Source organism: Streptomyces sp. NPDC006923 (genome assembly GCF_040635655.1).
Lineage (GTDB): Bacteria > Actinomycetota > Actinomycetes > Streptomycetales > Streptomycetaceae > Streptomyces.
The window spans coordinates 552,988-575,186 of sequence record NZ_JBEYIF010000001.1; the positions used below are offsets into that span (position 1 = coordinate 552,988).

A 22,199-nucleotide genomic window follows, 5' to 3' on the forward strand; every position below is an offset into this window, starting at 1 on the left:
CGCCGCCTCCTGGTCCGCAATGACTCCGGTCAGATGCGGAGCAGCCGTTCCGTCACCTCGCGGTAGCTCTGCAGCGCGAGCCGCAGATCCTCCGTGTCGGAACCGTCCGCGGAACGGGTCCTGTCGTCCTTGGCGTTCCCGTCCCAGCTCGCGCGCAGCGAACGGGGCCGCTCGGCAAGCGCGTTCGTCAGCCGCTCGGCGGCCTCCTCCAGCACACCGGCCGCCTCCTCGACGGAGCGCCTCGGCCCGTCGACAAAGGTGTTGAGGGCCTCCTGGAGACGCTGGGCGAGCTTGTCGCTCTCGTCCTGCGGGAACAACTGCCCGACGGTGTGGTCCGTCCCGCGCCCCGGGCTCTTGCCGCCGGTCCTTCCCTCGGTCCGGCTCTCCGTGTCGGTCCTGCTCCCCGTCGGGCGGTCCGTCCGGCTCTCCGCACGGCCCGGCGCTCGGCCCGCGGCCGTGGCCGTGGTCCCGTCCGGAGCCGTGTCCGGAGCGTGCGACGGCTTGGCCGGTGCGCGCGTCTCATCGGCCTGACGACTGTGGAGAGGCTTGACGGTCTCCGCGCTCTCGGGCGGATGCACGGGCCTGATGGCCGCCGTCCGGCTGTCGGCGGCGCCGGCCCGGTCACGGGTCCCGGCGGGCCCGGACTGCTCGCGGGCCTCACGGGTCTCACGGCTCCCGGGCACCTCACGGACCTCGCGGCTCGCGGCGGAACGCTCCCGCGCCGGCCCGTCCGTCGTCCCGTCCGCCCGGCCGTCCAGCCGTCCGTCCGGCCGCCCGTCCCGGCCGGTCCCGGAGGTCCGGTCCGTCACGGGTATCTCCTGGTTCTTCCGCTCATTCTCCGCGTCGTACGTCATCACGCACCACTCCCTTTGGGCCGCAGTGAGAAGTTCCGGTTCCGGCCGGCGTTCCCGGGGCGGCTCCTGCCGCTCTCCTCCGGGCGGCTGAGGATCAGTCGCTCAAAGAGCTCGCGCGCGCCGACCATCGCCTCACGCAGCTCCTCCGTGCTCGCACCGCGGCCGTCTTCCGAGGCCACCTGGTGCACCCTGCGGTAGCCGTCCACCTGATGCGCGTGGTGGACGGAGAGGGCGTCGAGCTGTTCGTCGTACCGCGCACCGTCGGGGTAGCCCAGCTCCGCCGCCAGCCGCGCGACCAGCCGGTCGGCTTCCGCGACCGCTTCCTGCGGCGCGTCGACAAATCGCTCCTGAAGTCCGGCCCAGCGGGCCACGTACTGCTCGCGCTGCTCCGCGGTGAGGGGCTCCGGCCGCAGGTCGCCGTGGCGCTGGACCCGATCGGTCAGCTCGCGCTCGGCGGCCTTGCTGTCACCGTCATGGCGGGCGACAACACGCTCGTACTCCGGGCCGAACCGGCGCTTCAGTCCGCTCCGCCCGCCTGCCCTGCCGGGCCCGAGATACAGGACCGCGGCCACAATGATCACAAACACCACGATCAGCGCGACGACGATCAGAACTGTGGACATGGTTGCCTTCCTGGTTCTCGGCTCGTCTCGGCTCGTACTCGTTTCGGTACTGCTCGCAACGGGTCGTTCATCGTCACGGGTTGCCCGGAATCCGGTGGCCAAACGGTCCGGTGCCGAGGTAGGGAGACGACCATGAACTGGTCCTTCCGACCCGAGTCCTTCGACACCCCGGACGCCCGCCGGCTGCGCCGCGCCTACTACGCCGAGGTGGCGAGCCGCTATTGGGGGCGCCCCGCGACGGCCGCCGAGATCGACGAGGGGCTCGCCGGTGATCCGCCCGATCACCTGGCCCCGCCCACGGGCGAGTTCGTCGTCGGACGGTACGGGGACGAGGCCGCCTCCTGCGGCGGACTGCGGATGCTGGACGCGGAGACGGCGGAGCTGACGCGGGTGTACGTGAGTCCCGCCGTGCGCGGCACCGGGGGCGGCGGGACCCTGCTGGCCGCCCTGGAGGATGCCGCGCTGCGGCTGGGGGCCGGCCGGCTCGTCCTCGACACCCGGCTCGATCTGGTCGAGGCACGGGGGCTGTACGCCAAGCACGGCTTCCGGGAGATACCGGCGTACGGCGAGCCGGGCCCCCACAGCGAGATCTGGTACGGCAAGGGGCTCACCGCGCGCGCTGCCGGACAGGCCCCGGCAGCGCGGGCACGGCGGCTCCCGGGGCCCCTCGGGTGACCTCCCCGGCGAAGGCCGTCCGACGCGGTCTCAGGCGGCGTGATCCCTCGGCGGCTCGGGGGCGTGCGGGCGTTCCGCGTCGGAGCCGCACAGCTCACTGTTCAACTCCTTCACCAGCCGCACCAGGTCGTTCGGCCGGTCGGGCCCCCACCAGTCACCCAGCAGTTCGGCGAGGGACTCCTCGCGCGCCCGCGACAGCACGTCCGCCATCCGCGCCCCGCGGTCGGTGAGCATCAGCTCCAGGCCCTCGCGGTGGGCCAGCCCCCGTTCCTCCACCTGCCGGGACGCGTCGGTGAGCGACTTGAGCGGTACGGGGATGGTGTCCGCGAGCTGACCGGGCCTGACGGAGCCCTGGCGTCTGATGCGCAGCAGCAGCCAACTGGCCGCGGGCAGCAGGTCGTACCCCGCCTTCGCGGTGATCGTCTCGTAGATGCGGTGGCGGCCCTCGCGCGTGCCGAGGACCGACAGCGCGCGGGCCACCTCGTCGCGGGAGGAGCGCTCGACCGGGTTGGACGCCAGGGTCTCGGTGATCTCCGGCGCGGTCACGGAGCCCCGCAGCTTGTCCTCCCTGATGTACCAGGCGACGGCGAAGGCGAGGAGCACCACCGGCACGGCGTACAGGAAGACATCGGTGATGGAGGTCGCGTACGCGTTCAGTACGGCGGGCCGCAGCCCGGCCGGCAGCCGTTCGACGGCCCGGGGGTCTGCGGCGAGTTGGCTCGGGCCCATGCCGGGCGGCAGCCGCCGGCCGGCCAGGGCGTCACCGAGCCTGCCGATGAGGAGATTGGTGAAGACCGTACCGAACACGGCGACGCCGAAGGACGCCCCGATGGAGCGGAAGAAGGTCGCGCCCGCGGTGGCGACGCCCAGGTCCCGGTAGCTGACGGCGTTCTGGACGACCACCACGAGCACCTGCATGACCAGTCCGAGGCCCGCGCCGAAGACGAAGAAGTAGCCGCTCATCACCCAGGCGCCGCTGGAGGGGGTGAGCTGATGGAGCAGCAGCAGTCCGACGGCGGTCACGGCGGTGCCGATGATGGGAAACGCCTTCCAGCGGCCGGTCCGGCTGACGATCTGCCCGGACAGGGTCGAGGTGATCAGCACGCCGAGCACCATGGGCAGCAGGCGCACACCGGAGAGTGTGGGTGTCACGCCCTGCACCACCTGGAGGAAGGTCGGCAGGTAGGTCATCGCGCCGAACATCGCGAAGCCCACGATGAAGCTGATGAGCGCGACCAGGGTGAAGGTCCTGACCCGGAAGAGCCGCAGCGGCAGTACGGGTTCGGCCGCGCGGCGCTCGACCCGGACGAAGACGGCGAGCAGGACGAGCCCGAGGAGGGTGAGACCGATGACCTGGACCGAGCCCCAGGCCCAGGTGGTGCCGCCGAGCGAGGCGACCAGCACCAGACAGGTGGCGACGGCCGCGATCAGGAAGGTGCCGAGGTAGTCGATGGTGTGCTTGGCCGAGCGCGCCGGTATGCGCAGCGCCGCGGCGATGACGAGCAGAGCGACGACACCGATCGGTAGATTGACGTAGAAGACCCAGCGCCAGCTCAGTTCCTGGGTGAAGAATCCGCCGAGCAGGGGGCCGAGGACGCTGGTCGTACCGAAGACGGCGCCGAACAGGCCCTGGTACTTGCCGCGTTCACGCGGCGCGACGAGGTCGCCTACGATCGCCATCGACAGGACTATCAGGCCGCCGCCGCCCAGCCCCTGGAGCGCGCGGAAGCCGATGAGCTGGGCCATGTTCTGGGATATGCCGCAGAGCGCCGAGCCGGCGAGGAAGATCACGACGGCGGTCTGGAAGAGCCTCTTGCGGCCGTAGAGGTCACCGAGCTTGCCCCACAGGGGGGTGGCGGCGGTCGAGGCCAGCAGATACGCGGTGACGACCCAGGAGAGATGCTCCAGGCCGCCGAGATCGCTGACGATGGTCGGCAGTGCGGTGGACACGATGGTCTGGTCGAGCGACGCGAGTAGCAAACCCATCAGCAGGGCGCTGATGGCAAGCATCACGGTGCGCGGTGTCTGGCCCTCGCCGGGGGCCGGACTCACAGCCGGGATGCGCAATTCCTGAACCATGGGACATCTCCTCGGGGTCTGCGAATCTCCATCCTGTCCGCTCTGTCCCGTTATGGCCTGCCGAACATCCTTGTGGACCACGGGCGTGCGTACGCCGTTCGGAAAGGGCCTGCATAATCGCTGGCAGTTCAAGGGGAGGGGACCCACGTTGACCGGACAGCTCTGTCCTGAGTGCGAAACACCGCGTGCCACCGGGGACAGACCCGGCTGTGACTGCGCGGAGCGCGCGACCCAGGCCGTACAGGCCGGGCGTTCCGAGGAGATCGCGGCGGCGGAGGACTTCCATCCGCTGCGCCTGCGTCCCTATGTGACGCTGGAGACCGGGGACGGGCAGGCGCCGAAGGCGTTCCGCACCGCGGGCCCGCTGCCGCCGCTCGCGACGGAGGCCGCCCCCGTCGAGCCGCCGGCCGCGGAGCCGCTTCCGGCGGCGCTGCCACCGGCACCGTCCCGCCGTAGGCCGTTCAGGGCGGTGGCCATCGGCGCGGCGGCCGTGGCGGTGCTCGGGACAGCGGTGATCGTCGCGGGGCTGCTGCCGGGCGACCGGCAGGAACGGGCGCTGCCGGACGAGACGCTCCCGCCGCTGCCTTCGTCGAACCTCGTGGAACCGGACGCGTCGACGCCGTCGGCCGCCGCGTCGGCGTCACCGTCCGCCCCGGCGACGGCCTCGTCGCGGCCGGCCCCGCCGCCGGAACCGACAGCGAGCGCGCCGCGCTCGACCGCGCCCCAGGCGCCGCCGGTGTCGGCCTCCGCGAAGCCCTCGACCTCGCCGCCTCCGCAGCAGCCGGTCCAGCCGCCCAGGGGCGGCTCGCTGGGCCCCGGCGACTCGGGCCCGGCGGTCATGGAGCTCCAGAACCGGCTGGAGCAGATCTGGCTGTACCGGGGGCCGACGAACGGCGAGTACGACCAGAGCGTGGAGGGCGCCGTGCGCGTCTACCAGTCGTACAAGCACATTGAGGGGGATCCTGAAGGCGTCTACGGCCCGAACACCCGGCGCGCCCTGGAGGCAGAAACCAGGGGCCGGGGTCGCGGACACTGAACCCTTTTGTACAATGTCGAAACAAAGTGGCTTCGCCCGTACTCCCTGACCGGCGGGCGGAGCCGCTTGTCTCCGCTCACGTCCCCTGGAGTCCGCCGATGCCGGCCACCGCTTCCCCCACGACGTCGTCCGTCCTGACCGCCCGGGGCCTCCTGCTCGACATGGACGGCACCCTCGTCAACTCGGACGCCTCGGTGGAGCGCGTCTGGCGCGGCTGGGCGGTCGACCACGGGCTGGACCCGGACGAGGTCATGAAGGTCGTCCACGGCCGCCAGGGCTACGCGACCATGGCCGTGCTGCTCCCCGAACGGCCCATGGAGCTCAACTACGCGGACAACCGGGTGATGCTCGCCCGGGAGACGGCCGACACGGAGGGCGTCGTCCCGGTCCCCGGCGCCCCGGCGTTCATGGCTGCCATCGCCGCCCTCCCCCACGCGCTGGTCACCTCGGCGGACGTGGCCCTGGCGGACGCCCGCATGGCGGCGGCGGACCTCCCGATGCCGAAGATCCGTGTCACGGCCGAAAGTGTGACGGCCAGCAAGCCCCACCCGGAGGGCTTCCTCAAGGGCGCGGAGGCGCTGGGCCTCGCGCCCGCGGACTGCGTCGCCTTCGAGGACTCCGAGGCGGGCATCACGGCGGCCCGTGCGGCCGGGATGCGCGTGGTCGGCGTGGGCCCGCGGGCGAAGGCGATGTCACCGGACGCCCATGTCGAGGACCTGACGCAGATCCGGGTGGAACCGACCGCGGAGGGCGGCATCCGCCTGTACGTGACGGCCTGACCGGGGAGCGGCGCGGCCCCGGCGGGGTCTCTCACCGGCGCCGCCGCCGTCCGGGCCGGGACCGGGGCGGGTTGGGCCCGCTTTCTCACACGCCCCGGTCGGGCAGATCACCGTTGCCGCCCAGATTCGCGACCATGCGACGCAGGACGTTGATCGTCGTCACGAAGTCGGCCGTGCCGATACCTTCATGCGTCCGCTCGTGGACACGCCAGTTGCGCTCCCTGGCCCGGAGGCGCCCGGCCTCTCCGGCCTCCGTCAAGGTCAGCAGCCCCGCCTCCTCCGTGACCCAGCCGCGAGCCAGCAGGTCCTCGAAGACACCGCCGAAGTCGATACCGAGGTCGTCGTACGACGTCAGCCGCTCGGTCAGCGCCGTACGGTGCCACGCGCCCGGCTGCCCGGCGACATGGTTGAGAATCCACCAGTGCGGCTGGGTGAGGTCCTCCGCCGCGAGTTGTTCGCGGAGGGCTCCCACCACCCGGCGGTAGGCCTCACCGCTCCATGCGCCAATGGGCTGGGCAGCCAGCTCCTCCTGCGAGTACTCCGTGACAGCCATACCGACGCGCCCCCTTCGAGTGATGACCGGACATGATGACCGTAGGACCTCAAGTCACGTTGAGGTCAAGGCGCGTCGCGGGCGCCGTCCGGAGCCGATCCGCCCTGGGATACGGGCAGCAGGGCCGCGATCCGACGCCGGCAGGTCGTCCGCTCCGGCAGATCATGCATGCCGGAGCCTCGCCACGAACTCTGTCCGCGCCGGCGCGGTCGGCGGCGGAGCGAGACCCGGTCCCGCACGGCGGCCACCGGCCGGACCCACCGTCAGGACATGTCGTCCCGCCGCCCCGCGCCCCGCTACGCGCGTCAACTCTGCCCCCAATCAACCCAATTGCCCCCGCGTCGGGGTGAGATCGGCACCTTTGGCCCCTTGATGTGACGTGCTCATGTCGTCACGCTGTTACCTGACGCCCACTCCGCGGCAACCCGGCGCCGACACGATGACGGCCGGGCCCACGACCCGCACGGCCGGGCCCGCAGCCTCGCACGGTCAGGTCAGGTTCCCCCCCCCCACCCCAAGGGAGTTCGCATGTCCGGTATCTACGCGCGTCGAGTGCCCCGCATAGCCATTCTCGCCGCGTCGGCCGCCCTCGCCACCGCGACCACACTGCTCACCGCTCCCACCGCCCAGGCCGCTCTGCCGACGCCGGTCAGCGCCGCCACCGCCCGCACCTATCTCGGCCAGCTCACCGTCAAGGCGGAAGGTTCCTCCAGCGGTTACAGCCGTGACGCGTTCCCGCACTGGATCACGCAGTCCGGCTCCTGTGACACCCGTGAGGTCGTCCTCAAGCGCGACGGTTCGAACGTCCAGCAGAGTTCAAGCTGCTCGGCCACGAGCGGAAGCTGGTACTCCGAGTACGACGGCGCGACCTGGACCGCCGCGTCCGACGTGGACATCGACCACATGGTGCCGCTCGCCGAGGCATGGACCTCGGGCGCCAGCGGCTGGACCACCGCGCAGCGGCAGTCCTTCGCGAACGACCTGACCCGGCCTCAGCTCATCGCCGTCACGGACAATGTGAACCAGTCGAAGAGCGACCGGGACCCCGCCGAGTGGCTGCCGCCGCGCACCGCGTACCGCTGCACCTACGTCCGCGCCTGGGTGCAGGTGAAGAAGTACTACAACCTGAGCGTCGACTCCGCCGAGAAGAGTGCGCTCCAGAGCGTGCTGAACGGCTGCTGACCTGCGGTTCCAGGGACGGGACGCTCATCACACCGGACCCCCCTCCCGGTGCCCTCCGTCGTTCCGTACCGTACGGGGCGACGGAGGAGGGCATATATGACCGGGCTGCGCCTGGGACCACTGCTGCGGTACGTCGACTGGGACGGCGACGGCACAGCGACCGTTTGGATCGAGGCCGACCGCCCCTGCGTGGCGGAGGTCCGCTGCGAGGACGGCGCGCACGGCACGACGCGTACCTTCCAGATCGCCGGCCACCACTACGCGCTGATAACCGTGACCGGCCTGACGCCGGGCACCGCGACTCCGTACGAAGTACTGCTGGACGACCAGCGCGTCTGGCCGCCGGAGGACTCCCCCTTCCCGCCGAGCACGATCCGCACGCCCGACGCCTCCTCGCCGGGAGCCGAGCTGCGCGTCTCCTTCGGCTCCTGCCGCTGGGCCTCGCCGCCGCACGGCGAGCCGGACCCGGTCGGCCCCGACGCGCTCGACACCCTCGCCACCCGGATTTCCGGCGACCCCGACGCCGAGCGCCCGGATGTGCTGCTGCTGCTCGGTGACCAGGTGTACGCGGACGAGACCTCGAAGGAGACACAGCGCTGGCTGGCCGGGCGCCGTGATCTGAGCGAGCCGCCGGGCGAGGAGGTCGCGGACTACCAGGAGTACACCCACCTCTACGACGAGTCCTGGGGCGATCCCCAGGTGCGCTGGCTGCTCTCCACCGTCCCCAGCTCCATGATCTTCGACGACCACGATCTGGTCGACGACTGGAACACCAGCGCCGCCTGGGTGGCCGACATGCGCGCGAAGCCCTGGTGGCAGGAGCGTGTGCTCAGCGGGCTGATGTCGTACTGGGTCTACCAGCATCTCGGCAATCTCTCCCCGGCGGAACTGGCGACGGACGAGCTGTACGCGGCGATACGCGCGGATCCCGACGGCACCGACCTGCTGCGGCACTTCGCCTCCGAGGCCGACCGCGACCCGGCGTGTGCGCGCTGGAGCTACCGGCGCGACTTCGGGCGCACACGGCTGCTGATGGTCGACTCCCGGGCCGCGCGGGTGCTGGAGGAGCAGCACCGCGCCATGCTCGACGACGGCGAGGCGCTGTGGGTGCGGGAGCAGGCGCTGGAGGGGTGGGGCTCGTACGACCATCTCCTTGTCGGGACCTCACTGCCCTGGCTGCTGCCGCCCTTCATCCATGACGTGGAGTCCTGGGACGCCGCGCTCAGCCGCGGCGAACGCGGCGCACGCTGGGCGCGCTTCGGTGAATGGCTGCGCAGGGCCGCGGACTTGGAGCACTGGGCGGCCTTCCCCGACTCCTTCGAGAAGCTGGCGGCGCTGATCTCGGAGGTCGGCAGCGGACCCGGGGCGCCCGCCACGGTGTGTGTGCTGTCGGGTGATGTGCACCACGCGTATGTCGCCGAGCCCTCGTGGCGGGCGGGTGACCCGGACGCACGGGTCCTCCAGCTCACCTGCTCACCGGTGCACAACTCCATCCCGGCCTCGATGAGGTTCGGTTTCCGCTTCGGCTGGAGCCGGTTGAGCCGGTATCTGGGCAAGGCCCTGGCACGGCACGGGCGGGTCCCCGACCCCTCGGTCACCTGGCGGAAGACGGGCGGGCCCTGGTTCGGCAATCAGCTCATGACGCTGACGATGCGCGGCCGTTCGGCCGAGCTGCGGCTGGACCATGCCCGCACCCACGACGACGGCGCGGAGTTGGTGACCGTCCACAAGAGGACACTGACGGCGGGCCGCTGACCCGCCGTCGGCGGGCCGGCGACGGCCGCGCACCGGTTCGGTGGCCCTTGACAATGGGGCCGTGATCCTTGCCACAAGGCGTGATCCTTGGCCCAACGGTTCGGCAGCCGCGTCACCAACGGCATGATGAGGCGGACCATTCCGCTTCCAGAGGCGGGCCGTCCCGCTTCCCGCACCCCACATGCCCCGGGAGTCACAGCTTTGTCCGATGTACGGCAGCACCTGCCCCGCTCACTCGCCGTCGTCGGCGCCGGCCCCCGCGGCACCTCGGTCCTCGAAAGACTTTGTGCGTCCGTACCCGAACTGGCCCCCGGCACACCACTGACGGTCCATCTCGTCGATCCGGCGCCGCCCGGCGCGGGCCGCGTCTGGCGCACCGACCAGCCGGCCGAGCTGCTCATGAACACGGTGGCTTCACAGGTGACGGTCTTCACCGACCGGAGCGTCGAGTGCGAGGGTCCGATACGCCCGGGTCCGAGCCTGTACGAGTGGGCCGCGAGCCGCCCGGCCGAGCGGCTGGGTCCGGACGACTATCCGAGCCGCGCCGCCTACGGCCGCTATCTGGAGTGGGCCTTTCGCCGGACGGTGGAGGGCGCTCCGGCGAATGTGAGGGTCACGGTCCACCGGGCTCTCGCGATTCGTCTTGATGACGACCCCGAGAGCGCGTCCCTGGACACCGGAGCCCCGGGCGTCACACCCGGTTCGCTTGATTCGCCCGCCATGTCCCCCGCGCACCAGCCCACCCAGACACTCACGCTCGACAATGGCACGACGATTTCCGGCCTCTCCGCCGTCATCCTCGCGCAGGGCCATCTGCCGGTAGTTTCCGGCCAGACCCAGGCGATCCTGTCGGCGTACGCGGAGCGTCATCGGCTGCGTTATGTGCCGCCCGCCAACCCGGCCGATGTCGATCTCTCCGCGATCGACCCGGACGAACCGATTCTGCTGCGCGGACTCGGTCTCAACTTCTTCGACCACATGACCTTGCTGACAGCGGGCCGGGGCGGCACCTTCGCGCGCGGGGCCGGCGACGGCGCTCTCGTATACCACCCGTCGGGGCGGGAGCCGCGGCTCTACGCGGGTTCGCGGCGCGGTGTCCCGTACCAGGCGCGCGGCGACAACGCGAAGGGACCGTCCGGCCGCCACCTGCCGCTGGTGCTGACCCCGGACGTGATCGCGGTGTTCCGCAAACGCGCGGGCGAGGGCGACCCGCCGGACTTCCTCGCGGAGATATGGCCACTGGTCGCCAAGGAGGTGGAAGCGGTCTTCTACGGGACGGCGATGACGGCCGCCGGCCGGCCGCCGAGCTTCCGCGAGCGTTTTCTCGACCGTTTCCTCGGGGCGCCGCACGGCAGCCCGCAGGAGGCCGCCGCCCTGGACGAGGCCGGCATCGGTCCGGCGGACCGCTGGTCCTGGGAGGCGATCACGCGTCCCTACGGCGGGGCGGCCTTCCGGGATCCTGCGGATCACCGCGCCTGGCTGCTGGCGCATCTGCGCCAGGACGCGGCACAGGCTGCCCTCGGCAATGTCGCCGGTCCGCTCAAGGCCGCGCTGGACGTGCTCCGCGACCTCCGCAATGAACTGCGCCAGATCGTGGACCACTCGGGTCTCTCCGGCACCTCCCGCCGCGATCATCTCGACCGCTGGTACACACCACTGAACGCTTTTCTCTCCATCGGCCCGCCGCGCCGCCGTATCGAGGAGATGACGGCCCTGATCGAGGCGGGTGTGCTGGAGGTGATCGGTCCGCGCATGACCGTGAGAGCGGAGGACGGCGTCTTTGTCGCCGAGTCCCCGGACGTGGCCGGATCAGCCGTCAGGGCGACGGCGCTCGTGGAGGCCCGGCTGCCGGAGGCGGATCTGCGGCGCAGCCGTGACCCCCTGCTGTCGCGGCTCCTGAAGACCGGCCAGTGCCGGCCGCACGCGGTCGGTGGTTACGAAACCGGTGGGGTGGATGTAACACGCCGTCCGTACCACCTGATAGGCCGCCAGGGCGAAATCCACCCCAGGAGGTTCGCCCTGGGAGTGCCCACGGAAGGGGTGCACTGGGTGACGGCCGCCGGGGCACGGCCGGGAGTCGATTCGGTGATGCTCTCGGACACCGACGCGGTGGCCCGTGCGGCCCTGCGGACCTCGGTCTCCGGGCGGTCACGACACTCGGCGCGAATTGATCCCCGCCAGGATGTTGAACTTGCAAGCATTGATTAGGGATGCCTAACGTGAGGGAGCTTCTCATCGGTCCAGACCATTGATCGAAGGAGTACGACCCCCCATGTCCACACGCCTCAATGACGCCCAGCCGTACGCGCTGGGCCTGTTTCGCATCGTCGTCGGACTGCTCTTCGCCTGCCACGGTGCCGCCACCCTCTTCGGCCTGTTCGGCAATGACACGGCTCCAGCCGGCGCCTGGCCCGGCTGGTACGCCGCCGTGATCCAGCTCGTGGGCGGGGGCCTCGTGCTGCTCGGCCTCGGCACCCGGATCGCGGCGCTGGTGGCCTCCGGCTCCATGGCGTACGCCTACTTCAATGTCCACCAGCCCACCGGGCTCTTCCCGATGGAGAACGGCGGCGAAGCGGCGGCGATATTCGCCTGGACGTTCCTGCTGATCGTCTTCACCGGCCCGGGCGCGCTCTCCGTGGACCGGCTGTTCTTCTCCGGTGGCCGCGCGGAGGAGGAGAGCCAGGAGAGCCGTACGGCCGTGGCCGCCTGACGTCCGACCGGACGGCGCCGAGGTGACGGCGCCCGGGCCCGCGACCGGGGTCCGGGCGCCGCTCGCACGGCGCCGCCGTTCCCTTCGTACGGGAGCGGCGTACATGGCTTCATGCGGCGTACATGGCTTCATTTCGCACCTGGCCGACCTGCCCGCCGCCCACAGGCGTACGCTGTATGGCTGCAGCCGCCCCTGCCGCTCCCTTGCGACACAGCGGCGTTTTCGGAGAACGGGGCGGGGAGTCACAAGGTGCTGGAGAGTCTGGGGTCGCTGACGGGCAGTCCATGGATATACGCCGTCGTGGGCGCCTCCGTACTGCTCGATGTGTTTCTGCCCGTGCTGCCCAGCGGGGTCCTGGTGATCACGGCGGCCACGGCGGCCGCCGCGGGCTCGACCACGGTCGCGGAGGCCGCCGACAAGGTGGCGCACGTGCCCCGCGAGGTTCCGTCACTGCTCATCCTGATGCTGTGCGCGGCCGGCGCGTCCGTGCTCGGCGACCTTGTCGCCTTCCGGCTCGCCTGGCGCGGCGGCGAACGTCTGCACCGCGCCATCGCCCGGTCACGCCGGCTCACCACCGCCCAGGAGCGCCTCGGCGCGGCGCTCAGCGGCGGTGGCGGAATCCTTGTGGTCATCGCCCGGTTCGCCCCGGCGGGCCGCTCGGTCGTCTCGCTCGGCGCGGGCGCGGCGCACCGCACGGTGAAGGAGTTCCTGCCCTGGTCGGCGCTGGCGGGCGTGGCCTGGACCGGCTACAGCGTGGGCCTCGGCTACTTCGGCGGCCAGTGGCTGGGCGCGAGCTGGGTGGGCGCCGCCATCTCCGTACTGGCGCTGTTCGCGGCGGGCACGCTGGCCGCGTACATCGTGCGCCGTCCGTCGGCGCAGCCGGTCTGAGGGGCTGCTCGAAAGCCCCTCAGGAGCACCGGACGTGCCCCGGAGGCGCACTTTCCCCGGCGGGAAAACCCCCGCTTCTGAGAAAACTTGCCCCATTGGCCGACTTTACCCAACGGGAAAAGTTGAGGTTCCAGGCAAGTTTTCCCGTCTGAGCAACGTGCCCAGTACCCCGACCTGACCCGGCCGCCGCTTCACGCTCCCTGGGGCTCCCGGGCCGCCGGCCGCGCCGAGCCGCGCACCTCGATGCCCTTGAGCAGCCTCTCGGTCGCCTCGGCGATCTCGCCGACCGCCCGTTCGAAGACGTCGCGGTTGTGCGCGGCCGGCTCGCGGAAGCCGGACACCTTGCGTACGTACTGCAGGGCAGCGGCCCTGATGTCCTCCTCGGTGGCTTCTTCGGGGAGGACGGGCGGACGGAGGGTCTTGATGCTGCGGCACATGCCTCCAGTGTGACCGAGACCCGGCGCCGACCGGGACCCGGCGGGCGCGCCGCCGGTCCCGCTCCGGTACCGCTACCGGTCCGTCCCCGCCTCCAGGGCCGCCGTGCTGTTCCTGACGACCAGCCGGGTGCCGAATTCGATACGGGCGTCGGCCTGGTCGGACTGGCGCAGCCGGAGCAGCATCCGGGTGGCCTCCTCTGCCATCTGCGCGAGCGGCTGGTGCACGGTGGTCAGCGCCGGGCTGGACCACTGGGCGGGCGGGATGTCGTCGTATCCCACGACCGAGAGGTCCTGAGGCACCTGGAGTCCGAGCACCCGGGCCGCCTCCAGCACGCCCAGCGCCTGGAGGTCGCTGCCCGCGAAAATCGCGGTCGGTCTGTCGGGATCCTTGAGCAGTTCCATGGCGTGCGCATGGCCGGACTGGACATGGAAGTCGCCGAATCTCACCAGCGCCGGGTCGGTGTCGAGCCCGGCCATGCCCATGGCCGAGCGGAAGCCGTCGAGCCGGGCCAGCGAGCAGAGCATGTCCTCGGGGCCGGTGATGACGGCGATCCTGCGGTGGCCGAGGTCGATGAGATGGCGGGTGGCGGCGACCCCGCCCGCCCAGTTGGCCGAGCCCACGGACGGCACATCGGGTTCCGGGTCGCCCGCCGGGTCGATGATGACGAACGGGATCGCCCGGGACCACAGCTTCTTCTTGAGGTCGTCCGGCAGCGTGGAGAAGACAAGGACCACGCCCATCGGGCGGCGGCGCAGCACGCCCTCGACCCAGTCGGCCCCCGGCGAGTGCCGGGTGCCGGTCTCGGTGAGGACGACGCTCAGTCCCGCCTCCTTGGCGACGCTCTGGACGCCCCTGATCAACTCCATCGACCAGGTGCTGTCGAGTTCGTGGAAGACGATCTCGACCAGCGGTGATTCCGGGGGCGTGGGCGCGGAGCGCCGGTAGCCGTGCTCCTCCAGCAGCTCCTCGACCTTCACCCGGGTGGGGGCCGACACATCCGGGCGTCCGTTGAGGACTTTCGAAACTGTCGAGAGGGATACGCCGGCTTGCGAAGCCACCTGGGCCAGGGTGACTCGGCCCGTACTCCTGTCATCACGCATGGACTGAAGGATAGGGCACCGCCGCTTGTAACGGTTTGATAGCGCAGCGACAGCGCTGTTGACCGCCCCGGAAGAGAAACCTACGGTCGCTCGACAGGAGACTTTCGGCAATGTGGCCGATACTTTCGAGAGGTCGATCGATGAAGACACGCGCACGGTTTCTTCGAGCCGTCGCCGGCAGCGCGACGCTCGTCCTGGGTCTGAGCCTGGCGGCCTGTGGCGGCAACGCCTCCTCCTCCGGTGCCGGGGAGTTCCACGTACTCGTCTACGGCGACTCCGCGAACAAGGTGGAGAAGCAGATCGTCGCGACGTTCAACAAGACCTCCAAGGTCAAGGCCGTCCTGGACACCGTCCCCGGCGCGGACTACCAGCAGAAGCTCCAGACCGTCATCGGCACCCCGCAGGCGCCCGACGTGTTCTTCAACTGGGGCGGCGGCAGCATCCAGCCGTTCGTCAAGGCGGATCTGCTGATGCCGCTCGACGACCTGATCAAGAAGGACCCGGGGCTGAAGTCCAACTTCCTGCCGTCGGTCTTCAACACGGCCATGGTCGACGGCAAGGCGTACGGCGTTCCCATGCGCGGCACCCAGCCGGTCCTGCTGTTCAACAACAGCAAGGTGCTCGCGGACGCCGGTGTGCAGCCGCCGAAGACCTGGGACGAGCTGCTGGACTCGGTGAAGAAGCTCAAGGCGAAGGGCGTCACGCCGATCGCGCTCGGCGGCGGCGACAAGTGGCCGACGCTGATGTGGTTCGAGTACCTCTACGACCGGGTGGCGGGCCCCGGGCTGTTCGAGAAGGCCCTGTCCGGCGACAAGAGCGCCTGGGAGAGCGCCGACAGCAAGAAGGCGCTGAGCATGCTCAAGGAGCTGATTGACGCGGGCGCGTTCGGCACCAACTACGACTCGGTGAAGTTCACCGACGGCGGCTCCCCTGCTCTGCTGGCAGGCGGCAAGGCGGGCTTCGAGCTGATGGGCTCCTGGGCGTACTCCACCCACCAGGACGCCAGCCCCGACTTCGCCAAGAACGACCTGGGTTACACCACCTTCCCCAGTGTCACCGGTGGCAAGGGCGACCCCGCCGACCTCGTCGGCAACACCAACAACTTCTACTCGGTGCGCAAGACCACCAAGCACGCCGACGACATAGCCAAGTTCCTCAAGCTGATGTATTCGGACGAGTTCGTGAAGGCGCAGCTCGCCATCGGCAATCTGCCCACCACCACGAACACCGGCAAGTTCCTGGACTCCGCGGACAACCCCGAGTACCTGAAGTACCAGCTCGACCTGGTCGACAAGGCTCCCGCGTTCCAGCTCTCGTGGGACCAGGCGTACCCGCCCGCGAACATGACGCCCATCTATGTGGCGGTCCAGCAGTTCTTCAACGGACAGCTCGACGCGGCCGGCTTCATCACGTCCATGCAGGCCCTGACCACCGCCTGAGCCGAGAAACAGAACTGAGAGTGACGTCCGACATGGTTACCCTCTCCGCCCCGGCGAAGGGCGAACGGCGGCAGTCACAGCGGCCCGGTCCGGGCGGGCGCGGAGTCGCCCGCCCCGGCCTGGGCTGGGCCCTGCCCGCCACCCTGTTCTTCGCCCTGTTCGCGATCGTCCCGCTGGCGCTGGTCGCCGTGCTGTCCTTCACCAGTTGGAGCGGTCTGGGATCGCCCACGTTCGCCGGCCTGGACAACTGGACCACGCTGTTCCACGACCCGGTGATGATCAAAAGCCTCTGGCTGAGCGTGCTGCTCACCGCGCTGGGCGTGGTCGTCCAGACGCCGCTGAGCATCCTGCTCGGCGTCTGGGCCGCCGGGCCCCAGCGGAACAGGGCCGTCCTGTCGGCCGTCTTCTTCATCCCGCTGCTGCTGTCCGCCACGGCGGTGTCCGTGCTGTGGCGGGCGCTGCTCGACCCCAACTTCGGGGTGCCCGCGCAGGCGCGCTGGCTCTTCGGGGACGGCAATCTCCTGGGCTCGCGCACCGGCGCCATCGGTGTCCTCGTCCTGGTCAGCGCCTGGCAGTTCACCCCGCTGCACGCGCTGATCTACCAGGGCGCGACCCGGGCGATCCCCACGGTCCTCTACCAGGCGGCCGCCATCGACGGCGCCGGGACCGTACGGCAGTTCTTCCACGTCACGCTGCCGCAACTGCGCAACTCGATCATCACGTCGGTGATCCTCATGGTCGTCGGCGGGCTCACCACCTTCGACACCGTGCTGATCCTCACCCAGGGCGGACCGGGCACCGACACCACCATCAGCGCCTACTACATGTACCAAAAGGCTTTCAAGGGCTTCGACTTCGGCGCGGGCGCCGCCGTCGCGCTGCTGCTGGTGGTCGTGGCGACGGCCATCTCGCTGATCGTCGTACGGATCTCCGGCTACGACAAAATGGCCGGCACGAAGGAAGGCCTGTGATGAGGCGCCGCCCCAACTATCTCGCGGGGCTCGGCGCCCTGTTGTGGCTGTGCCTGGTGGGACTGCCGGTCTATGTGATGCTCGGCGCGACCGTACAGTCCCGCGCGGAGTACACCGCCAACGGTCCGCTGGCGTTCCCGAAGACCTTCAGCCTGACCAACTACGTCCAGGACTTCTCCAACGGCTTCGGCCAGTACTTCCTCAACACCGTGATCGTCACGACGAGCGTCGTGGTGATCGTGCTGCTCCTCGTACCGCCGCTGGCCTTCTCGATCGTGCGCAACCGGGGCCGGGCCACCTCCCGGGTCTTCCGGCTCTTCCTGCTGGGCCTGGCGATACCCGCCCAGGCGGTGATCGTCCCGATGTTCTATGTGATCAGTCAGGCCGGCCTGTACGACAACCTCATCGGTGTCATCCTGCCCACCGCCGCGTTCTGTCTGCCGGTCTGCGCGCTCATCCTCACCGGCACCATGCGCGACATCACCGACGAACTCTTCGAGGCCATGGCCCTCGACGGGGCCGACACCCGGCGGGTCTTCTTCCAGCTCGTCGTGCCGCTGTCCAAGAGCGGACTGGCGACCATCGTCGTCTTCTCCGCGCTCCAGGCGTGGAACGGCTTCCTCTTCCCGCTGGTACTGACCCAGTCCGAGAACACCAAGGTGCTCACCCTCGGGCTGTACAACTTCCAGACCCAGTACGGGATCAACATCCCCGGACTGCTGGCCGCCGTGGTCCTCTCCACACTGCCCGTCCTGCTCGTCTACCTGTTCGCGCGCCGCGCCCTGGTCCAGGGGCTGATGGGCGTCGGAGGAAAGTGAACGACAACGTGACCGCCGATACCCGCCCCGGCACCACCGCCACCGGCATCCCCGCGTCCGGCGCCCCGGCGCCCGGCCTCCGGGACCACCGTGCCGAACGGGTCGAGACGCTGATCTCCGCCATGACCCTGGAGGAGAAACTCGCTCAGCTCTACGGCCTGTGGGCGGGCGCTTCCGCCGACGGCGCCGAAGTCGCCCCGCACCAGCACGACATGGACCGGCCGCCGTCCCTGGAGGAGTTGCTGCCGCACGGCCTCGGCCAGCTCACCAGGCCCTTCGGGACGGTTCCCGTCGACCCCGCCCTGGGCGCCGTGTCCCTGGCGCGCACCCAGCAGCGCATCGTGGCGGCCAACCGCTTCGGCATCCCCGCCATGGCGCACGACGAGTGCCTGGCGGGCTTCGCCGCCTGGGGCGCCACCACCTATCCCGTCCCGCTGTCGTGGGGCGCCGCGTTCGACCCTGACCTGGTACGCCGGATGGCGGGCGCGATCGGCCACGACATGCGGTCGGTCGGTGTCCACCAGGGCCTGGCCCCGGTGCTCGACGTGGTGCGCGACGCACGCTGGGGCCGTGTCGAGGAGACCATCGGCGAGGACCCGTATCTCGTCGGCACCACCGCCACCGCCTATATCCAGGGCCTGGAGTCCGCCGGGATCGTGGCCACGCTCAAACACTTCGTGGGCTACTCGGCCTCCCGGGGCGGGCGCAACCTCGCTCCGGTGAGCATGGGCGCCAGGGAGCGCGCCGACGTGATGCTGCCGCCGTTCGAAATGGCGGTGCGGGAGAGCGGCGTACGGTCCGTCATGCACGCGTACACCGACACCGACGGCGTGCCCTGCGCCGCCGACGAGGAGCTGCTGACCGGGCTGCTCCGGGACACCTGGGGCTTCGACGGCACCGTGGTCGCCGACTACTTCGGTGTCGCCTTCCTCAAGACCCTGCACGGCGTGGCCGCCGACTGGAGCGACGCCGCCGCCGCGGCCCTGACGGCCGGCGTCGACGTGGAACTGCCGACCGTGAAGACCTTCGGAGAGCCGCTGCGGGACGCGGTCGCCGCCGGAAAGCTCTCCGAGGAGACGATCAACCGCGCGCTGCGCCGCGTCCTGACGCAGAAAGCCCAGCTCGGGCTGCTGGACCCGGACTGGAGTCCCCTGCCGCCGGCCCTGTCCGGCGCCGCGCTGGACGATCCGCAGGCGCTGCGCGGCACGGTCAGTCTGGACTCCCCCGCCCACCGCGACATCTCCCGCCGTCTCGCCGAGCAGTCGGTGATCCTGCTGCGCAACAACGGCACGCTCCCGCTGGACGGGCCCCGCAGGATCGCCCTTGTCGGCCCGCAGGCCGACACCCCCACGGCCGTCCTGGGCTGCTACTCCTTCCCCGTCCATGTCGGAAGCCAGCACCCGGGCACTCCTGCCGGCGTCGGACTGCCGACGCTCCGGGAGTCCCTGGCCGCGGAGTTCCCCGGCAGCGAGATCATCACGGTGCGGGGCGCGGGAATCGACTCCACCGACACCGACGGATTCGCCGAGGCGGTGCGCGTGGCCCGCCACGCGGACCTGGTCGTCGCGGCCCTCGGCGACCGGGCCGGACTCTTCGGCCGGGGCACCAGCGGAGAAGGATGCGACGCGGAGTCCCTGGAGCTGCCCGGTGTGCAGCGCCAGCTCCTCGACGCGCTCCTGGACAGCGGCACGCCGGTGGTGGTGACGCTGCTGGCGGGACGCCCGTACGCCCTCGGCCGGGCCACCGAAGAGGCGGACGCCATCGTCCAGACGTTCTTCCCCGGCCAGGAAGGCACCCCGGCCCTCGCCGGAGTGCTCAGCGGGCGGATCAACCCGTCGGGGCGGCTTCCCGTCAGCGTCCCCCGGCTCCCCGGCGCACAGCCGTCCACCTATCTGGCGGCCACCCTGGCCCGTGTCAGCGAGGTCTCCAGCATCGATCCCACGCCGGCCTTCGGCTTCGGCCACGGGCTGACGTACACCTCGTTCGCGTGGTCGGACCTGGAGGCGGGCGACCCGCTCCGGGCGGAGACGGACGGTGCGGTGGCACTGTCCTTCACCGTACGCAACACCGGGGAGCGGCCGGGCGCGGAAGTCGTCCAGCTCTATCTGCACGACCCCGTCGCCTCGGTCGTCCAGCCGGTGCAGCGGCTGATCGGTTACGTCCGGATCCCTCTGGAGCCGGGCGAGCGGGCCGGGGTCGCGGTGACCGTGCCCGCCGATCTCGCCTCCTTCACCGGGCGGAACGGGCGGCGTGTGGTCGAGCCGGGTGAGCTGGAGCTGCGGCTGGCGGCGTCCAGTACCGACATCCGGTTCACCGCGCGGGCGGTGCTGACGGGTCCGGTACGGCACGTGGACCACACCCGCGAGCTGCACGCCCGGTTCACCGTCACCCGGGACACCCCGGCCGGCGCCTGAGGGCTGCCCGGGCGCGGACAGCGCCGAGGGCCCGCGTCTCCGTCCCGGACGGGGGCGCGGGCCCCGCTCCGGCGGAAGTCGACAAAGCGTCTTGCGTTCGGCTCAGTGGACCTGTCAGTGGACCAGGAAGAGCACGATCAGCGCGGCGACAACCAGCACGGCGGCGATGATCGGAATGGAGCGCCGGTAGACGGAGGTACCGGCGAGGCTCATCAGATCGAGCGGCTCGGCCTGCTGCCGCTGGCCCGAACTCTGCGGAGCGCTCCCCGGCACCCGCGCCGTGCCGTCCGCCCGCGGCGGCGTCCCGCCCGACGCGCCGGCCGTACCGCCGGGCCCCGGGGACACCACATCGGTGACCATCCCCGTACCCACGACCGGTCCGGGCTCGCCCGCCGCGTCCGACGAGATGCCGGGCCCCTGATCCGGGGCTGTCAGCGCGGGCAGTTCGGCCTCCAGGTTCTCGACGAAACGGTCCACCAGCCTGGCCGACGCCTCTCTGATCATCCCGCTGTCGAAATGAGTGATCTCGCCGGTGACATCCAGATCGGTCGCGACGGTGACCACCGTGCCCGCGCCCTCCGGCCGCAATTCCGCGTTGATCAGCGCCGTCGCGTTCCCCGCCCCCCAGGAGTCGCTTCCCTTCGCGCGGATCACGGCCCGGTGCGCCGCTTCGTCCTTCTCGACAAGCTGCGCCGTACCCGCGTACCGACCGGTCACCGGGCCCAGCTTGACCTGCACCTCGCCACGGCAGACCGCGCCGTCGACCGCCGTGAGGTGCGCGCCCGGCATGCACGGCGCGATGCCCTCCAGATCGGTGAGCGCCTTCCATGCCTCGTCGATCGGCACGCCGACGGTGAATTGATTGTCGATCCGCATCATCACTCTCCCGGTCCTTCGGTGGCCGTCGGGGGCCCGCCGTTTCGCGCGGCCGGGTCGTCGGACGCGGCGGCCCGGGCGCTCCTCGCGATCCGGCCGCTCCTGGCCCGTGCAACGGCGCGGCGCAGCACACGTGCGGTGAGTTCCCTGACGAGATGGCGTTTGTAGTCGGCACTGCCCCGGCGGTCGGTGACCGGCGCGCACGACGCCGAGGCGATCTCACCGGCCTGCGCGTACAACTCCTCCGAGGGGAGCCGGCCGCGCAGGGCGCGCGAGATCTCCGGGGGCCCCATGGTGTTCGGTCCGACGGCCGCCAGCCCCACGCGCGCGTCGGCGACGACCACACCGTCCAGCCAGACGGCCGCGCCCGCCGAGGCCACCGCCCAGTCCCCGGCGCGCCGCTCGACCTTCTCGTACGCGCTGGAACCGTTCGGACGGACCGGGAAGCGCACCTCGATCAGCATCTCGGCGCCGCCCACGACCGTCTCGTACGGTCCTCGGTGGAAGTCCTCCATGGCGACCAGCCGCCGGCCCTTTCGGCTCTGGATCACACAGCTCGCGCCGAGCGTCGTGCAGACGGCGGACAGATCCTCCGCCGGATCGGCCTGACAGAGGGAGCCGCCGAGCGTGCCGCGCTCACGCACCACCGGATCGGCGATCATCTGTTCGGCGTCGGTGAAGATCGGGAACGTCTCGGCGAGGGCGGCGGATTCCAGCAGCTCACGGTGGCGCGCCAGGGCGCCGATACGGATCCGGCCGGGCTCCACCGCTATGTAACCCAGCTCTTCGGCGAGATCGTTGATGTCGATCAGATACGCGAAATCGGCCCGTCGCAGTTTCAACATCGGGAGCAGGCTGTGACCGCCGGCGACCAGCCTCGCCGAGCCTCCCAGCCGGTCGAGAAGCCCGATGGCATGGTCGACGCTGGTGGCACGTTCGTACGCGAACGACGCGGGCACCTCCATCAGCGGTCCTTCTCCCCGGCCCCTCTTCTCATGACCTTGTCCCG

20 protein-coding genes are annotated in these 22,199 nt (G+C 70.9%); 12 read left to right on the plus strand and 8 right to left on the minus strand.

Annotated elements, in window-relative coordinates; genetic code table 11:
- Window positions 1-29 precede the first annotated feature (29 nt).
- Both ABZ707_RS02495 and ABZ707_RS02500 read right to left on the minus strand, forming a co-directional pair.
- The gene (locus ABZ707_RS02495; RefSeq protein ID WP_360166416.1) at window positions 30-854 is read right to left on the minus strand and encodes a hypothetical protein; all 825 of its coding nucleotides are present in this window, start codon (window positions 852-854) and stop codon (window positions 30-32) included.
- Window positions 854-1,477 (minus strand): hypothetical protein, encoded by a 624-nt coding sequence (locus ABZ707_RS02500; protein WP_360166419.1) that lies wholly within the window; start codon window positions 1,475-1,477, stop codon window positions 854-856. Before ABZ707_RS02500 ends, ABZ707_RS02495 begins: the two co-directional genes overlap by 1 nt.
- Window positions 1,478-1,609: 132 nt before the next feature.
- On the opposite strand from ABZ707_RS02500, the gene ABZ707_RS02505 reads away from it, so the two are divergent.
- Window positions 1,610-2,152: a GNAT family N-acetyltransferase gene (locus tag ABZ707_RS02505; RefSeq protein ID WP_360166422.1), complete on the plus strand. Its 543-nt coding sequence runs from the start codon at window positions 1,610-1,612 to the stop codon at window positions 2,150-2,152.
- A gap of 30 nt (window positions 2,153-2,182) precedes the next feature.
- Here the strand turns inward: ABZ707_RS02505 and ABZ707_RS02510 are convergent, their stop codons facing one another.
- The gene (locus ABZ707_RS02510; protein ID WP_360166425.1) at window positions 2,183-4,231 is read right to left on the minus strand and encodes an MFS transporter; all 2,049 of its coding nucleotides are present in this window, start codon (window positions 4,229-4,231) and stop codon (window positions 2,183-2,185) included.
- A gap of 148 nt (window positions 4,232-4,379) precedes the next feature.
- On the opposite strand from ABZ707_RS02510, the gene ABZ707_RS02515 reads away from it, so the two are divergent.
- Window positions 4,380-5,267, plus strand: coding sequence for a peptidoglycan-binding domain-containing protein (locus ABZ707_RS02515; RefSeq protein ID WP_360166428.1), 888 nt, complete (start codon window positions 4,380-4,382; stop codon window positions 5,265-5,267).
- A gap of 98 nt (window positions 5,268-5,365) precedes the next feature.
- Window positions 5,366-6,046, plus strand: a complete 681-nt coding sequence (locus ABZ707_RS02520) for an HAD-IA family hydrolase (protein WP_360166431.1) — start codon at window positions 5,366-5,368, stop codon at window positions 6,044-6,046.
- 85 nt (window positions 6,047-6,131) lie between these two features.
- On the opposite strand, the gene ABZ707_RS02525 is transcribed toward ABZ707_RS02520, so the two are convergent.
- Window positions 6,132-6,599, minus strand: a complete 468-nt coding sequence (locus tag ABZ707_RS02525; RefSeq protein WP_360166434.1) for a MarR family transcriptional regulator — start codon at window positions 6,597-6,599, stop codon at window positions 6,132-6,134.
- Window positions 6,600-7,127: 528 nt separating this feature from the next.
- On the opposite strand from ABZ707_RS02525, the gene ABZ707_RS02530 reads away from it, so the two are divergent.
- The 5 genes from ABZ707_RS02530 (at window position 7,128) to ABZ707_RS02550 (ending at window position 13,134) form a co-directional block, all read left to right on the plus strand.
- Window positions 7,128-7,781 (plus strand): HNH endonuclease family protein, encoded by a 654-nt coding sequence (locus tag ABZ707_RS02530; protein ID WP_360166437.1) that lies wholly within the window; start codon window positions 7,128-7,130, stop codon window positions 7,779-7,781.
- Window positions 7,782-7,877: 96 nt separating this feature from the next.
- Entirely contained in the window at window positions 7,878-9,536 is a 1,659-nt protein-coding gene (locus tag ABZ707_RS02535; RefSeq protein ID WP_360166440.1) for an alkaline phosphatase D family protein, read from the plus strand.
- Window positions 9,537-9,737: 201 nt separating this feature from the next.
- Window positions 9,738-11,744 (plus strand): FAD/NAD(P)-binding protein, encoded by a 2,007-nt coding sequence (locus ABZ707_RS02540; protein ID WP_360166443.1) that lies wholly within the window; start codon window positions 9,738-9,740, stop codon window positions 11,742-11,744.
- 64 nt (window positions 11,745-11,808) lie between these two features.
- Window positions 11,809-12,246 (plus strand): DoxX family protein, encoded by a 438-nt coding sequence (locus ABZ707_RS02545; RefSeq protein ID WP_360166446.1) that lies wholly within the window; start codon window positions 11,809-11,811, stop codon window positions 12,244-12,246.
- 249 nt (window positions 12,247-12,495) lie between these two features.
- A complete protein-coding gene (locus tag ABZ707_RS02550; protein WP_360166449.1) occupies window positions 12,496-13,134 on the plus strand; it encodes a VTT domain-containing protein in 639 nt (212 codons plus the stop codon).
- A gap of 191 nt (window positions 13,135-13,325) precedes the next feature.
- Here the strand turns inward: ABZ707_RS02550 and ABZ707_RS02555 are convergent, their stop codons facing one another.
- Both ABZ707_RS02555 and ABZ707_RS02560 read right to left on the minus strand, forming a co-directional pair.
- Window positions 13,326-13,571, minus strand: a complete 246-nt coding sequence (locus tag ABZ707_RS02555; protein ID WP_360166452.1) for a DUF2277 domain-containing protein — start codon at window positions 13,569-13,571, stop codon at window positions 13,326-13,328.
- A gap of 72 nt (window positions 13,572-13,643) precedes the next feature.
- Window positions 13,644-14,672, minus strand: coding sequence for a LacI family DNA-binding transcriptional regulator (locus ABZ707_RS02560; RefSeq protein ID WP_360166455.1), 1,029 nt, complete (start codon window positions 14,670-14,672; stop codon window positions 13,644-13,646).
- Between the two features lie 140 nt (window positions 14,673-14,812).
- Here ABZ707_RS02560 and ABZ707_RS02565 point away from each other — a divergent pair, with 140 nt between their 5' ends.
- The 4 genes from ABZ707_RS02565 (at window position 14,813) to ABZ707_RS02580 (ending at window position 20,314) form a co-directional block, all read left to right on the plus strand.
- The gene (locus ABZ707_RS02565; protein ID WP_360166458.1) at window positions 14,813-16,111 is read left to right on the plus strand and encodes an extracellular solute-binding protein; all 1,299 of its coding nucleotides are present in this window, start codon (window positions 14,813-14,815) and stop codon (window positions 16,109-16,111) included.
- A 32-nt stretch (window positions 16,112-16,143) separates the two neighbouring features.
- Window positions 16,144-17,082: a sugar ABC transporter permease gene (locus ABZ707_RS02570; protein WP_360166461.1), complete on the plus strand. Its 939-nt coding sequence runs from the start codon at window positions 16,144-16,146 to the stop codon at window positions 17,080-17,082.
- Window positions 17,082-17,900: a carbohydrate ABC transporter permease gene (locus ABZ707_RS02575; protein ID WP_360166464.1), complete on the plus strand. Its 819-nt coding sequence runs from the start codon at window positions 17,082-17,084 to the stop codon at window positions 17,898-17,900. The genes ABZ707_RS02570 and ABZ707_RS02575 overlap by 1 nt, the downstream gene beginning before the upstream one ends.
- Window positions 17,901-18,022: 122 nt before the next feature.
- The gene (locus ABZ707_RS02580) at window positions 18,023-20,314 is read left to right on the plus strand and encodes a glycoside hydrolase family 3 N-terminal domain-containing protein (protein ID WP_360166973.1); all 2,292 of its coding nucleotides are present in this window, start codon (window positions 18,023-18,025) and stop codon (window positions 20,312-20,314) included.
- Window positions 20,315-20,428: 114 nt separating this feature from the next.
- Here the strand turns inward: ABZ707_RS02580 and ABZ707_RS02585 are convergent, their stop codons facing one another.
- Together ABZ707_RS02585 and ABZ707_RS02590 are read right to left on the minus strand one after the other, a co-directional pair.
- Window positions 20,429-21,193 carry an SRPBCC family protein gene (locus tag ABZ707_RS02585; protein ID WP_360166467.1) on the minus strand — a complete coding sequence of 255 codons (765 nt, stop codon included), beginning with the start codon at window positions 21,191-21,193 and terminating at the stop codon, window positions 20,429-20,431.
- A complete protein-coding gene (locus ABZ707_RS02590) occupies window positions 21,193-22,155 on the minus strand; it encodes a xanthine dehydrogenase family protein subunit M (protein WP_360166470.1) in 963 nt (320 codons plus the stop codon). The genes ABZ707_RS02585 and ABZ707_RS02590 overlap by 1 nt, the downstream gene beginning before the upstream one ends.
- Window positions 22,156-22,199: the final 44 nt, after the last annotated feature.

Bases quoted from the DNA above. Each gene is read 5' to 3' on its own strand.
- ABZ707_RS02495 (WP_360166416.1), bottom strand. From the start codon at position 854: ATGACGTACGACGCGGAGAATGAGCGGAAGAACCAGGAGATACCCGTG.
- ABZ707_RS02500 (WP_360166419.1), bottom strand. From the start codon at position 1,477: ATGTCCACAGTTCTGATCGTCGTCGCGCTGATCGTGGTGTTTGTGATC.
- ABZ707_RS02505 (WP_360166422.1), top strand. From the start codon at position 1,610: ATGAACTGGTCCTTCCGACCCGAGTCCTTCGACACCCCGGACGCCCGC.
- ABZ707_RS02510 (WP_360166425.1), bottom strand. From the start codon at position 4,231: ATGGTTCAGGAATTGCGCATCCCGGCTGTGAGTCCGGCCCCCGGCGAG.
- ABZ707_RS02520 (WP_360166431.1), top strand. From the start codon at position 5,366: ATGCCGGCCACCGCTTCCCCCACGACGTCGTCCGTCCTGACCGCCCGG.
- ABZ707_RS02525 (WP_360166434.1), bottom strand. From the start codon at position 6,599: ATGGCTGTCACGGAGTACTCGCAGGAGGAGCTGGCTGCCCAGCCCATT.
- ABZ707_RS02530 (WP_360166437.1), top strand. From the start codon at position 7,128: ATGTCCGGTATCTACGCGCGTCGAGTGCCCCGCATAGCCATTCTCGCC.
- ABZ707_RS02535 (WP_360166440.1), top strand. From the start codon at position 7,878: ATGACCGGGCTGCGCCTGGGACCACTGCTGCGGTACGTCGACTGGGAC.
- ABZ707_RS02545 (WP_360166446.1), top strand. From the start codon at position 11,809: ATGTCCACACGCCTCAATGACGCCCAGCCGTACGCGCTGGGCCTGTTT.
- ABZ707_RS02555 (WP_360166452.1), bottom strand. From the start codon at position 13,571: ATGTGCCGCAGCATCAAGACCCTCCGTCCGCCCGTCCTCCCCGAAGAA.
- ABZ707_RS02560 (WP_360166455.1), bottom strand. From the start codon at position 14,672: ATGCGTGATGACAGGAGTACGGGCCGAGTCACCCTGGCCCAGGTGGCT.
- ABZ707_RS02565 (WP_360166458.1), top strand. From the start codon at position 14,813: ATGAAGACACGCGCACGGTTTCTTCGAGCCGTCGCCGGCAGCGCGACG.
- ABZ707_RS02570 (WP_360166461.1), top strand. From the start codon at position 16,144: ATGGTTACCCTCTCCGCCCCGGCGAAGGGCGAACGGCGGCAGTCACAG.
- ABZ707_RS02575 (WP_360166464.1), top strand. From the start codon at position 17,082: ATGAGGCGCCGCCCCAACTATCTCGCGGGGCTCGGCGCCCTGTTGTGG.
- ABZ707_RS02580 (WP_360166973.1), top strand. From the start codon at position 18,023: ATGACCCTGGAGGAGAAACTCGCTCAGCTCTACGGCCTGTGGGCGGGC.
- ABZ707_RS02585 (WP_360166467.1), bottom strand. From the start codon at position 21,193: ATGATGCGGATCGACAATCAATTCACCGTCGGCGTGCCGATCGACGAG.
- ABZ707_RS02590 (WP_360166470.1), bottom strand. From the start codon at position 22,155: ATGGAGGTGCCCGCGTCGTTCGCGTACGAACGTGCCACCAGCGTCGAC.